At 61.5% G+C, this 13,234-nt stretch carries 10 protein-coding genes and 2 CRISPR repeat arrays; of the genes, 2 read left to right on the top strand and 8 right to left on the bottom strand.

Features of this window, described 5'->3' with window-relative positions; all coding sequences use genetic code 11:
* Positions 1-191 precede the first annotated feature (191 nt).
* Positions 192-1,682: a CRISPR direct-repeat array (repeat unit 29 nt; unit sequence CGGTTCATCCCCGCGTGTGCGGGGAACAC).
* Positions 1,683-2,013: 331 nt separating this feature from the next.
* The 8 genes from cas2e to SSPSH_RS17540 all read right to left on the bottom strand — a co-directional run bounded on the left by cas2e (position 2,014) and on the right by SSPSH_RS17540 (position 11,390).
* On the bottom strand, positions 2,014-2,307 hold the full coding sequence (gene cas2e, locus SSPSH_RS17580; RefSeq protein WP_006914377.1) for a type I-E CRISPR-associated endoribonuclease Cas2e: 294 nt from the start codon (positions 2,305-2,307) through the stop codon (positions 2,014-2,016).
* A gap of 1 nt (position 2,308) precedes the next feature.
* Positions 2,309-3,229: a type I-E CRISPR-associated endonuclease Cas1e gene (cas1e, locus tag SSPSH_RS17575; protein WP_006914376.1), complete on the bottom strand. Its 921-nt coding sequence runs from the start codon at positions 3,227-3,229 to the stop codon at positions 2,309-2,311.
* A 19-nt stretch (positions 3,230-3,248) separates the two neighbouring features.
* Complete coding sequence (gene cas6e, locus SSPSH_RS17570) at positions 3,249-3,851, bottom strand: type I-E CRISPR-associated protein Cas6/Cse3/CasE (protein WP_006914375.1); 603 nt, start codon at positions 3,849-3,851, stop codon at positions 3,249-3,251.
* On the bottom strand, positions 3,826-4,500 hold the full coding sequence (gene cas5e, locus SSPSH_RS17565; RefSeq protein ID WP_006914374.1) for a type I-E CRISPR-associated protein Cas5/CasD: 675 nt from the start codon (positions 4,498-4,500) through the stop codon (positions 3,826-3,828). Before cas5e ends, cas6e begins: the two co-directional genes overlap by 26 nt.
* Before the next feature lie 2 nt (positions 4,501-4,502).
* Entirely contained in the window at positions 4,503-5,648 is a 1,146-nt protein-coding gene (cas7e, locus tag SSPSH_RS17560) for a type I-E CRISPR-associated protein Cas7/Cse4/CasC (protein ID WP_006914373.1), read from the bottom strand.
* A gap of 2 nt (positions 5,649-5,650) precedes the next feature.
* Positions 5,651-6,724 carry a type I-E CRISPR-associated protein Cse2/CasB gene (gene casB, locus SSPSH_RS19045; RefSeq protein WP_006914372.1) on the bottom strand — a complete coding sequence of 358 codons (1,074 nt, stop codon included), beginning with the start codon at positions 6,722-6,724 and terminating at the stop codon, positions 5,651-5,653.
* Positions 6,721-8,283 (bottom strand): type I-E CRISPR-associated protein Cse1/CasA, encoded by a 1,563-nt coding sequence (gene casA, locus SSPSH_RS17545; protein ID WP_006914371.1) that lies wholly within the window; start codon positions 8,281-8,283, stop codon positions 6,721-6,723. The genes casB and casA overlap by 4 nt, the downstream gene beginning before the upstream one ends.
* Before the next feature lie 404 nt (positions 8,284-8,687).
* On the bottom strand, positions 8,688-11,390 hold the full coding sequence (locus SSPSH_RS17540; RefSeq protein WP_006914369.1) for a CRISPR-associated helicase/endonuclease Cas3: 2,703 nt from the start codon (positions 11,388-11,390) through the stop codon (positions 8,688-8,690).
* A 469-nt stretch (positions 11,391-11,859) separates the two neighbouring features.
* On the opposite strand from SSPSH_RS17540, the gene SSPSH_RS17535 reads away from it, so the two are divergent.
* Together SSPSH_RS17535 and SSPSH_RS17530 are read left to right on the top strand one after the other, a co-directional pair.
* Positions 11,860-12,150, top strand: a complete 291-nt coding sequence (locus SSPSH_RS17535; protein WP_006914368.1) for a type II toxin-antitoxin system RelE/ParE family toxin — start codon at positions 11,860-11,862, stop codon at positions 12,148-12,150.
* Positions 12,151-12,186: 36 nt separating this feature from the next.
* On the top strand, positions 12,187-12,477 hold the full coding sequence (locus tag SSPSH_RS17530; protein ID WP_006914367.1) for an addiction module antidote protein: 291 nt from the start codon (positions 12,187-12,189) through the stop codon (positions 12,475-12,477).
* 69 nt (positions 12,478-12,546) lie between these two features.
* Positions 12,547-13,232: a CRISPR direct-repeat array (repeat unit 28 nt; unit sequence GGTTCATCCCCGCGCCTGCGGGGAACGG).
* Positions 13,233-13,234 lie beyond the last annotated feature (2 nt).

Genomic DNA, 13,234 nt, shown 5'->3' with positions numbered 1-13,234 from the left:
CGAAACGGCAACACGCCCTAGTGCACCGCGCCACGCGTCGCGCATTAATTCGGCGCTTCCCATTCGCCGTGTTCTACCGCGTCGAACCCGAATTCATCGTTGTTATGGCAGTCATGCACGGCAGCCGCGACCCGCAGCATTGGAAGCAGAGAACGTAAAGCAGCTTTGGCGCGCGCGTTATCGGTAACGTTCGGTTCATCCCTGCGGGTGCGGGGAACACGTGATGCCCGTGCGCCGGCCCTTCTCCGCGATCGGTTCATCCCCGCGGGTGCGGGGAACACTCTTGCGCGTTGCGCTCGACGATCAGATCGCGCGGTTCATCCCCGCGTGTGCGGGGAACACTATTGCGCTGCTCAGTACGCCGGCCAGATAGTCGGTTCATCCCCGCGTGTGCGGGGAACACGTCCTGGAACATCTCAGCGACGGCCTCAGGGAACACGGTTCATCCCCGCGTGTGCGGGGAACACCAGTGCGTCGTGACCGCGCCGCTTTGCGCACTCGGTTCATCCCCGCGTGTGCGGGGAACACAAAAAGCCATCGTGGTCACGGCCTCTTCGATCCGGTTCATCCCCGCGTGTGCGGGGAACACATTGATCGACCCGCCGCTATAATAAATCGGGCCGGTTCATCCCCGCGTGTGCGGGGAACACATGAACGAGTCGCCCGTAATCGCACGCCATTCCGGTTCATCCCCGCGTGTGCGGGGAACACGGCACGCGGCCGGCGCGCTTGGATTTCGTTGGCGGTTCATCCCCGCGTGTGCGGGGAACACACTTCGTTCCGGGCTTCGGAATTATCCTGATCCGTTCATCCCCGCGTGTGCGGGGAACACGGCAACGTTTCGGTTTCGGTTACCTCTTCGGACGGTTCATCCCCGCGTGTGCGGGGAACACGATCGTGGCAATCGCTTCGCTGCTATCGCGACCGGTTCAATCCCCGCGTGTGCGGGGAACACGCACGCGAAGTAATGCCGGTTATTCGCCGATTCGGTTCATCCCCGCGTGTGCGGGGAACACCTGTGGTCGTGTGTGCGCCGCGTGCGCTCCGACGGTTCATCCCCGCGTGTGCGGGGAACACTTTACCTCGGCAGTCGTAAGTCGTCCTGTCAGCGGTTCATCCCCGCGTGTGCGGGGAACACCATTGTGCGAGTTCCTCGTTACCTGCCGCCGTCGGTTCATCCCCGCGTGTGCGGGGAACACAAGATGCGGCTTCGCTCTCGAACCGCGTCATTCGGTTCATCCCCGCGTGTGCGGGGAACACCTAGTACCGTGAGCCGCTCCGCACACAAGCGGCGGTTCATCCCCGCGTGTGCGGGGAACACTGTGCTGTCGACAGGCCTGAAAGCTGCGACGGCGGTTCATCCCCGCGTGTGCGGGGAACACACGAGCGACCTTATGGGGTTCGGAACCTTTAGCGGTTCATCCCCGCGTGTGCGGGGAACACAGCGGCACTATCCATTCTCAACAGGTGCTGGTCGGTTCATCCCCGCGTGTGCGGGGAACACGTTGGTTTGCCGGTGTCGGTGTTATGACCTTTCGGTTCATCCCCGCGTGTGCGGGGAACACGTCAATGTCGAGATCATGCCCGGCCCTGGGCACGGTTCATCCCCGCGTGTGCGGGGAACACTTCGGGCATTCGTGCGCAGGCTCCATCATGTTCATCCCCGCGTGTGCGGGGAACACGGGTTCTGTACGCTCCTTTGATTCTTTTCGGTCGGTTCATCCCCGCGTGTGCGGGGAACACTCAGCCGGGGCTGGGTTCATCCCCGCGTGTGCGGGGAACACGGGACGGTTCGCTCATACCTCGGCCCTCTCATCGGTTCATCCCCGCGTGTGCGGGGAACACATCACTCCCGGCGAGACATCCATTAATGACGGTTCATCCCCGCGTGTGCGGGGAACACTCTAATTATAAGCACCTGATTACAAATGGCAATTCAGACGGCCCTCAATCCACCAGCCAATTCGGTGGATTTTTAACCAACTCGAATTGTTAAAGATCGAGCGTTTTCAGCTATTTATCGTCAGGGGGCAGAAACCGCACCAGACGTAGTCCGTCGTGATCGATTGGAATGCGCCGGTTAACGCCCACGGTCTGGAACTCGAAACCGGATTCGTGACGACTGGCCCAGGCCATGGCAACGTTGCCGTCTTCTACCAGCACCTCGATCTGTTCCCAGATCATCTCGCGCACGCGCTTGCTCACGTCGCCTACGTAGACACCGGCCCGAATCTCAAGCAGCCATACCGCAAGCCGGCCGCGCAGGCGCGGCGGTACCGCTTCGGTCACAACGACGAGCATGGCCATATCAGCCGCTGCGGTGGCCGGCATCGCCCAGTGATTCGGGCGTGGGAATGGCCGGCGGCACCTGATCGGGCGATGCGGGCGGGGGTTCGATCTCGCCGGCGGCGAGAATCTCTTCAATCATCGGGATAATGCGGTTGAGCAGTTTCGTCTTGGTGAACGCATCCCGACAGGCGATGCGCACGTCGCGATCCGGCTTGGCCACGCCTTTGGCCGCCACGCGAAACGCGGCCGGCACCACGGTTTCGAATTTTACGATATCGGCAATGTCGTACACGAAGCTTTGCGGTTTGCCGGTATGCAGGAAACCGATGGCTGGCGCATAGCCCGCGGCCAGAATCGCGGCTTCGGTAATGCCATACAAACAGGCGGTGGCAGCCGACAACGCCTTGTTGATGGGGTCGGAGGCATCCCAGTCATTGGGGTCGTAGCGGCGCCCGTGCCATTTCAATCCGTATTGCTTGGCGAGCTGCTGGTAGAGCTTGCGCACCCGTGCGCCCTCGATACCACGAAGCTGATCGACACTGCGACGCGACGGCGGCGCTTCGCCGAAGCGCATTTCGAACATCTTGCGCACGACCTTCAACCGCAGATCGTCTTCGAGCGCGAGCCGCGCCTGGTAGAGCAGCTTGTCGGAACGCGCCCCACCCGGCTGGCCCGCGCTGTAGAGACGCACGCCGGCTTCGCCCACCCAGATGAGTAACGTCCCCACGGTCGACGCGAGCTTGATCGCGGCATGCGAAACGCGTGTGCCCGGTTCGAGCAGAATGCAGGCCGTCGTGCCCACCGGGATATGCATACGCTCGCCGTTGACTTCGTCGACCACCACGAACGCGCCATCGCGCACGTCGATCTGGCCGCGTCCGACGAAGACCATCGAGCGACGGTCTTTGAGGGGAATGGGTTTTAGGGGAATGAAGGCCATCGAACGACGGTGCGCCGAATTACCGGGGTGCGAGGCTCAGCAACCCGAACCCGAATGCTTTACCGGGTCCGATGCCATGCTTGAGCGCGTTCTCTAACGCGCACGCCTCGGTCGCTTTTAAAACACCCTCGAAACAGGCTTGTTGCAAGCAGATCACATCATTTTTCACATGTACCACGTCGCTTGCCGTGACCAGAACGTTTTGTACCTCGAAGCCACATTTGGCTGCTTTACGTTCGAGCCACGTTTGTTGCTCTGGTTCTGTTTGTAAACCATAGCGCTTTCCCTGCTGGGTGACCGTGGGGTTCGCGAACAGCCGGAACCGGTAATACCGCCCCAGCTCAATGAGCACGGCTGGATCGATCTCTTTCGTTTCCGGCGCTTTTTTGAAGTAACCGGTTCCGCCCAAAACACGCCAGTCCGGTTCGACGGTCGATTGAACCATCACAACTGGGGCCCGCCATACCGATTCGGGCTCGACGCGCCAGAGAAAACGCGGCGGTACTTCGTCGCGCTCGGTTACGAATGCCCGCACCAGAGATCGGTGCATGTCGTAGGCATCGGCGAGGTCGCGCCGGACCGCGCCATGCCGCAGGTCAAGCGTCAGTCGTGTCAGAAACATCGCCGACCTCCAGCTCCAGGTCAAATGTCTTGACGAAGCGCGGGCCAAACCGGCGCTCGGAGAATGGCGCGATCGGCTGGTCTATCCGAACGGTACCTTCGTTGGCATCCTCGATCACGACGCGTCTTCGCCGCGTTTTTTCGCGTACGTCTTGCTCGGCTAGCAATGACGTCGATCCCAGCACATCCAACAGACTAGCGTCGCGCAAACCGTCCGGCATAAAGACCGGACGAGACGGCACAAAGCTCTTACGTCCGAGACACAACGGCCAGTTCGGCGCGCGAAGGGCATCATGGATTTGGGCAAGCAACTCGCGCTCGCCTTCCAGCGCAACGAGAAAGACCGCGTCCGATAGGTAGTAGCGCTGGCTGACAACGGTACGATTTGCATCGGTTTTGCCCGACGACGCAACCACGCCGGTCGCGGTGTGATAGTCGCGCATCGGGACACCTTCTCGGTCGACACGTACGCCCATACGCAATGCTGCAAGATCGGCGACCGGCTCCGTCCGATCGCGGCCAAGGGCGGCACAGACGAGGCCCAGCACGCCCGACTTCGAGGGCTCGAGCTGCGTATCGCGTTCGTCGAATCGGCTGGTCGTGCCCCAGGATTGCATGGGCCCAGCCAAGCGCATCAGCAGTGTGGCCACGACTACGCCTCCAACGCGGTGTCTGCGAGTTCGCGCACGCGCTGGGCGAGCTGAACAAGATTGGGCAACTCTTCACTTTGATCGCTGTCTTGCCACTGACCGGTCAGGTCCAGATAAAGCCACTGGTCCTGGCCGTCGCTGTACACGGCAGATAGCTTCTGGTCGGTCTTTTGCAAACGTTGAACCGATTGTTCAGTGAGCGATTCGCGCAGATCCGCCGTGACCGGTTTTTCGAACGCGTTGGCTAGACTCATGGGCGCAACGTGACGCAGGCTCACACCGATGAAATCCGGCGCGTTGTGTGCCGCGAACGTGTTTTGCTTTCCCGTGGGTACAGCGCGCGCGAAAGCCGTCGCAAATGCTTCAATCGCCGATAAGGCAAGTTCACGGTCGCCCTGCAGGTTGTCGAGCAGCTTGTTAATGTCGAGCACGGCGTAGCGATAGAAGGTCGCGGAGTTGAATTCGATCTGGCCGATCATGTCGGCACCCGGCTCATCTTCGGGCCCGAGGTCGTCATCAACGGCAGTGTAGTAGTCGAATTCGCGCTCCACGCGATGCGTGCTGATCGCATGGGCGACCTGGCATGCCGCATCCTGATTCACCGCCGGCAGATCGGCGAGCATGCGTCCAAACAGGGCAATGTCTACGGCCTTTCCGCCATCGAGAAGCGCCTTGGCTTTCTTGGTAACTTCCGGGGGCGCGGCCGCCTTGCGCTGTTTCTTGTTGGCGGCCGTATCGACGTCCGCCAAATCATCCCAGTGCTCGTCTACCAATTCGGCAAAGCCTGATATTTCCTTCTCACCGAGAAAAAGCAGATATTCCGTCTTTTCACTGTCTTTCTTGGACAGACTGAGTCCAGCCGCCGCCAGCGCGCTTTCGATCTTACCGGCAGCTTCTTCCGGATCACGCTCGGTCAGACGCTCCACCAGCAGCCGCTTGAGCCGCTTGGTGCGAATGCCGCGATGGGCTTCGTCGACGAGATCGTATTCCGCTGCCGCCAGACGGGTGGCCCGCTTGAAGCATTGACTGCTCACCCGCGCACGACGATGGCCGCCAAAGATCGCGTCCTTAGGCGCGCCCGTATCGTCGCGGTTGAGATTCGACGGTGCGAAGTTCTGGATGATGTGAAATTCGAGGAATGCACGCATGTTCAGGCCCCCTGCTCTTGTGTTGTTTCGGATTGGTTATCGTGTTCGTCACTACGCGGTATCCAGTAGAAATCCCGAGCCCAGCGCTGGCGGCGCCCATCAAGGCATGCCACATTCGGCGTGCGCGCCAACCAGACTTCCATATCCTTGATAAGAAGCGCGGGGTCGTAGCCGATCTGGGTGTCGCGAAGCAAAGCCACCGCCTGCCGTAGATGATCGGCGATGGTGTCGGCCGAGGCGCCAAGCACTGCAATGAAACGGCGCTCGACGCTTTGACCATCATCTTTGTTCTGCGCGGCCAATCGGTTCAGTGCAGAAGCCAAGGTGCAGCCTGGCTCATATGCCGAATGGGTCGCGAACAGGCCTGCCACGAGGTAGCGCGCGCGTCGTCTCGGGTCGCCACTTTTCCAGGCAGGATCAATGAAAGGCTCCACCGACGGGAAAACCGCGGGATCCTCGCCGGGCGGTAGCGTCAGGCTTCGACGCAGGCGGGCCAGCACCGGGGATTCATCCTTCGCGAGCGCTAGCAGATGCTGTTTTACCCCCTCAGGCTCACTTTGAATGGCCTGGCCGGCAAACGCGGCACCATAGAACTCGCGGCCCCAACGCTGGCGCATCGCCTGCCAGCGGTCTTCTCGCTTGAGGGGATCGAACCACAGCGCGACATCTGCGATGAGTTGGACGTAATCAAAGCCGTATCCGTCTGCTGCGAGCAGCGTGATAGCTTGGCGCAGACGTACCGCGATCTGCTGTTCGTCAGCTTGCAGCAGGGTGACGAAACGCTGCTCTATGCTGGGATTTTGCCGGGTACGCCATAGCGTGCCAAACGCCTGTGCGAGCGTGGTGCCTGATTGTTCCGGGTGATGCGCATATAAAGCGGCGATGAGATACAGCGCCAGACGATACGGGTCGCCCACATCGCGTTCCATGCCTGCAAAACGTTCGACGATTGCCACTGCTTTCGGATCTTCGCCGATCGGCTGAGCCAGACTGTGGCGCAGGCGGGCAATGGCCCCCCGATCGTTTTCATACAGCGTTTCGAGATAACCAACGAACTTGCCTGCATGGGGGGTCATGGCTTTTCTCCTGCGGCGGGGCCTGCTTTGGGCGCATGTTTCGCAAGCAGACCCAATAGCCGAGGATAGTGCCGCGCTTCTGCACGCAGCCCGCGGGGCATGCTGCCCAGGCCTGCGACCACATCGCGCCAGGCGCGTTGCGCCGCATCACGCAGCGCTTCGTTCCAGTGGTCTGTCGCGGCTTCAAACTCATCGGCGGCGAGCTGCGCCATAAGCGTGGGCAAGGCGCGCTCGGAGGTTGCGAAATACGTGGATGTCAGGGGCCCGGCCACGAGAAGGCCCTGGGCTCGGGCCTTTGTTTCCTTGTTGTCAGAATCCGGCATGCTGTCGGCGAGCATCGCCCGCGCCAGCGCTCGCAGTGCGTAGTAGAGCGCTTCCGCATCTGCCACCTTCTCCTGGAGGGTCTCCGAGCGGTCGGGATCGACCAGCAGGTTGGCTGGCAGCACGATCTGCTCCATACGCCAGCGCAGCAGCTTAGCCTGATCGCTGGCCAGCCCGGCCACCAACAGCGGCTGATAACGGTTCAAGCCGGATCCAAGCTCTTGATGCAAGCCTGCTGCATACGCAATGACCGCAGCCGGACGCCGGTTTTCAGTTTCGCTCGATGGCCCCGGCACGAGTGCAGGTAGGTCGCGCCATGTCGCGCGCCCTTCACTAAAGCTGATGCGTACGGGCCCGTTCTGGCCGGCACGAAAGCTGGCCATCGGGTCGGGCTGGGTCTCGCTGTCGCCCAGGGCCAGCCCGGCCCCGAAACGCAGCCAGCGAATATTGCCGTTGTCTTCGCGCTGGAACAGCACGGCACGGCTCTGGCGCGTGTAGCGATCATTCGGCCCCGTGGCAAATACCGGCGCGCCGGCGAGTTGTTTCTCGGTGAGCGGTTCGCGTTCCCAGCTGGGCCGATCCGGTTCAGCGTTCGAGCGTCGTTCATCCGGGTGAAGGCCCAGCGCGATCGTCTCGGCGAGCGTTTGGCCCAAGGGGATGACCGCCGCGGTATTGGCCAGCGCCCCGGCCTTGTCCGAACCACGAAACACCTTGACCAGCCCGCCGGGCGTGAACTGCAGAAACCCGAGGAGCGTGTTCAGCGCTTGGGCCGGGGTGAATTCTGCCGGCTCGCTGTCATAGGCGTGGTCGAACACCACGGGCGTATTGCCGGTCGCACTCGCCAACGATATTTGCGCCACGCTCTTGCGCTTGTCGCGGGTCGCTTCGGCCGTATCCAGCACGGCCGCCTGCATGAACGGATGCTTATCGTGAAACAGCCAGAAGCGATCGTGCCAGTGCTCTAGGTAGGCGCGTATTACGTCCGCCGGCAGACCGTTTTGATACCAACCGGCCCGCTCGGATTCCCGCCAACGCCCTTGCGCCGTGGTAATCGCGCGATGGGTGATCGCCAGCAGCAATCGATATTGCGCCACGACACTTGGCGGCGCCGTGTCGGCCAGCGCCACGATCTCCGAGCTGCGTTCGAACGTTTCGAGCAGTCCGAAGGCGGTTACCGTGCCGTCGGCCAGACGCACATCCAGCCAAGGCTTCTGCAACAGATCATACGAGGCCTTCACGCTAATACCTCCTTACGTTATTCACGCGAGTCGTACTCGACCACGATGCGAACTCGCTTCGCTCGCCACAACGCGACGACGGCAACAACGACGAATAGCGTGCAAACGAACAGTGCCGCTTGGATCAGCGATAGAGCTGAAAATTGATGGAACCACTCGAGAACTAGATAGCAAAATGCAAGCATGGCAGTCGGCGCCTGGGTGGGTGAACGGTTCCAGAGTAGCCGATCGAAAGCACCTATGGAAGACCCTCGATAAGTTACGATCATTAGCAATGGGTTCCACTTGCTTTATAATACTAGTTATCCCCGAACGGGGATGAACCGTTACGGTCATTGGCGCAAATGCCGCCGTACGAACTTTCCCCACGCAAGTGGGGCCGACGAGGGGAAGGCTTCTTCCCCTCATTTTTCAGCCCCTTCGTAGACGAGCCCCAACACCGGGTCCAGATGAAGCCCCTGCCCACTCAGTTCGCAGCGGCCATCGACCATCGGCATGGGGTAGAGATGCCGCAGCAACGGGTGATCCGCGAACGCGACGGGCAGCTCTGCCTGCTGACAATGCAGCACGACCGCCTTGCGCGAGACGCGTAGCTGGCGGGCGTAAAGCTGGCGGGCGATAGCGTCTGACGGAACCTGCGCTGGATCGACGACGGTGCCGTCGAGCGCCCACGCGCCGTCGATCACATCGATCGGCACAAGATTCACCGACTCTGGCCCAAGGCGAGTCACATTCCGCATGCCCTCTTCGTCGTCGCCGCCAAAGCGTTTGTTCTGGTAAGCGCGGGCCGGCTCTTCTTCCGGATCGATTGATATATCCATCGCCTGTTGATGCTTGCCCGTTTCGGCGCCCAGACGAGCGCCGTAGCACTCGATTTCGATGAAATCGCGGGTCTTTGCATCAACCGAGGCGGGCAATTCCGGAAAGCTGTAGACATGCTGGACGAGCGCATCGATGTCGGCCGGCAGCTGCAGCGTTTCCCTTTCGCGCAGACAGGCCCAGGTATGGCCGAGCACGAACGGGTCGTAGACATACTCCCAGGCTGTCTCCTTGAGCGCCGGCAAACGATCGGGGTGAAGACCGGCCACCCAGAGACGCGCCTGGGCGTGGGCCGCAGGGCGCTCCCGGTCGTGGCGATGCATGCGACCGGCGCGCTGTAGCAGCAAATCGATGGGCGCGAGATCGCTCAACATGAAGTCGAAGTCCAGATCGAGCGATTGCTCGGCTACTTGGGTGGCAATCAGCAAGCCCTTGGACGGACGAACCTCGGAATTGGCGTCGTTTGATTCGCCGAACAGCGACAGCACGCGCTTTTCGATGTCGGCACGCTGGTCGGCAGGAAAGCGTGCGTGGAACAAGATCATTTCGATATCGCTTGCCTGCGCGTGTGTTTCGAGCAACCGAAACAAGATCTGCGCACGATCGACGGTATTGACGATCACCGCCCCGCAACCGCCATCCGCCAGCAACGCAATAGCCTGGCTCTTGATCGCTTCCAACGACTCGTCGACGGCGTGGACGGCGATTGGCGCCAGCGGCCGGCAGGCGAAACTCTTGCTGCGAATCGAATGCGCATCGATCTGCGTCAACCGTGGATAGGCGCTTTCCTGCACTGCCTGCGGATCGGCGCCCCAGGCCTGAACGAGTCGATCGCGCTTGCTGCGCGGCAAGGTTGCACTCATGAGCACCACCGAACTGCCCATGGCCTTGAGCCAACGCACGAGGGCCTCGATCAGCACACTGGTATAGGTGTCGTAGGCATGCACCTCATCCAGCACAACCACCCGGTTGGCCAAGCCCCACAGTCGGACGAAATGATGCTTGGCGTTGAGCACGCCCAGTAACGCCTGATCGACGGTGCCCACCCCGTACGGCGATAGCAACGGGCGGCGCCGCTGGGAAAACCAGGCCGAGGCCGCCAGCGTTTCGTGTTTGTCGTGCGCAATGTCACGCAGATGGCGCAGCTGTGCGTTCATCGCCGCGCCGCCATGTACGAGTTGAATATCCGCGCGCTCGCGCAAGAAAGCGCTCAGAAAGCGTTCGGTGCGGCCGAAAAGCGCATTGCCCGTTGCCTGTGTCGGCGAGGCGACATACAGCCCGCGATGTGCATTCGTAGACTGCAAGCGAAGATAGGCCAGATACGCCAATTCGGTCTTGCCCTCGCCCATGGGCGCTTCGACCAGCAGCAACGTCGACCCCTGCGCCTGTTTAATAAGCGCGTCGCCGGCCTGCTGCAACGGTCTTGGTGCTGTCGGCCTGCCCCGGATACGCTCAAGCAGGGTTTCGGCGACCTCCGGCTCGGCGAGAAGCGGCTGAAAACGCGGCCAACCGGCATCCGCTAGTGCATCCACAGCGAGCAGGCGTGCGTGCTCGTAATAATCGTGCAGTTCATCACGGCGCTCGCCGAGCTCGAACCATTCCACGTTGGAGGCAATCCAATCCGCCGCGCTCGTCAGCCCGGCAAGCCAGTTCACCGCGGCCAGGTCCAGGTCTGCATGCGCCGGACGACCGCTGGGCTTGAGCGTTTGCCAATACGCTTCGAGTATTTCGCTACGCGCGGCCGCCCACGCCGCCGGCTCGCGCTTGGGCCGGCCCTGCGATTGCTCGTCTGCGCGAAAATGCCGGCCGTGGTGCGCAGCAATTGCTTGCACCACCGCGATCACCCATCCCCGGGGCGCCTGCGTGAGCTGTTGCAATGGTTCGGCGAGCAGCGCCGCAGTCGCCAGCGAATGGTTGTCGCGCCCCGTCGCCTCGTCTGGAAAATCCAGGCCGGCAGCCTGGGCGCGCATCTGACCCACTGGCCATTTGATAACGAAACCGGGAATCGCCTTGCCAAAATCATGCAGCCCGGCCAGCGCGGTAACCCATCGAATACAGCCTTCGCGGGGCAGGCCCAGCGCGCGACTGACCCAGTCCAGGGTTGTCGGCGGCTCGTGTTCAAGCAGGGCTTCGGCCACGGCGGCCACGTCCAGCAAATGCGCGAGAAGATTGTGGCCCGCGCCGTCATCGGCGGCGCTCTTGGACCAGATCGAACGCGCCTGCGGACTCAACGCAGAGAATGCTCGTTTGAGTTCCAACGGGCGTTGTTGGCCTTCTTCTTGTTTCATCGCCTCTCCCGCTCGCCTTTTGATCACCAGCCTATGTCTGTCGCTGGGTCAATTCACGACCCTGCCGCAAAAAAAGAAAGATCTCGACAAAACACGGCGGGTAGCCGCAACGCACAAGTAGGCGAACTACACACCACTGGACGCTTGATCACGCGATAGCCGTTCCCCGGGCGCATGAACTGCGGCCGGCCCAGGCCTTTTTTCCCAGCGCCAGAAGATGCGGTTCGCCTACGGCGAGCAGCGCCCAGGCCTACATAACAGGCTCTATCAATCAATCCCATAGAGCGGCTTCGCGGTGCGCCGCCATCAATTCACGCAAATCGCCTTATTTCTACAGCCGATATTGCGACGCCGATTACGTATCGTGTTCCGAGTCGGCTAAAAATGGCGGCTCGCCCCGCAGCGGTGCACAACGGTGACTATGATGATCGCTATTGAAAGAACGTCTCTTTAAGGAGACAATAGAGCCATGGAGGTTCGGCAGACATCCACATTTTCGAATTGGCTGAAGCAGCTCAAAGATCCCCGAGGCCGAGCACAGATACTGTCACGCATCGATCGTTTACGCGCGGGCAATCCCGGCGACCATCGCAATCTGAGCGAAGGTATTCGTGAATTGCGACTGACTACGGGGCCAGGCTATCGGGTGTATTACACCCAGCGCGGCAAGACGCTGGTGATTCTGCTTTGTGGCGGTGACAAGTCCACTCAATCGAAAGACATCAAGGAGGCGAAACATATCGCGCGACAAATCCAGTGAGGATTTTCGGATTAATACGTCAGCAAGGAGGCAGCCGTGACAATCGAACTTAGCCACTATGATCCGGCCGATTTTCTGGACAGCCCGGAAACGATGGCGGCGTATTTGAATGCCACCATCGAAGATAGCGAAGGCGACGTCGGCGCTATCGCCAATGCGCTGGGAGCGATCGCCCGGGCTAAGGGCATGACCGGCATAGCCGAAGAGGCCGGCCTGGGCCGCCAAAGCCTGTACAAGGCGCTTTCGCCCGAGGGCAACCCCACACTGGAGACGGTTTATAAAGTCGCGCGGGTGCTGGGCCTCCGGCTTTCGGTGGAAGCCGCTTAGATACACGTTGGTTTGTCCACGCTTGCGAAGAACGGGCGGCCGCCGGCCTCGAGTACGACCCAGCAGAACGGTTCATCCCCGCGCCTGCGGGGAACGGCCTCTCATCTTTCGTCAGCCGCTCTAACTCGTTCATCCCCGCGCCTGCGGGGAACGGTCGGCCGGGATGATCTTGTCGCCCATATAACGCGGTTCATCCCCGCGCCTGCGGGGAACGGGCTTCGTTCATGTCGCTTAGTTTCGGCCGGTTCATCCCCGCGCCTGCGGGGAACGGGGGCTATGTCGCACACAGCCTGCTTTATCGCCTGGTTCATCCCCGCGCCTGCGGGGAACGGGTACTCGCTCGCGTACCCGGCGGCCATGAAGGCGGTTCATCCCCGCGCCTGCGGGGAACGGTTCTGCATCCGGTCGAGCTTGCGCTGGTATTCCGGTTCATCCCCGCGCCTGCGGGGAACGGTTAGCGACATTCCGCGATCTCGGGGAAGTACTGCGGTTCATCCCCGCGCCTGCGGGGAACGGCCGGTGCCAGCGGTCATAGACAAAACGGGTTCATCCCCGCGCCTGCGGGGAACGGGTCTTTTTATTTACCCCAAACAGTCTAGCCCGCGGTTCATCCCCGCGCCTGCGGGGAACGGCCGCATGGGCGTTTGCGCCAGAGGCTCAGGCGCGGTTCATCCCCGCGCCTGCGGGGAACGGGCTTACCAGAGCGATCGCGCCAAGCCATATTTGCGGTTCATCCCCGCGCCTGCGGGGAACGGGT

Source organism: Salinisphaera shabanensis E1L3A (assembly GCF_000215955.2).
Classification (GTDB): domain Bacteria; phylum Pseudomonadota; class Gammaproteobacteria; order Nevskiales; family Salinisphaeraceae; genus Salinisphaera; species Salinisphaera shabanensis.
Note: the sequence above shows the minus strand (reverse complement) of the source record. Positions and strands in the feature narration are given on the sequence as shown.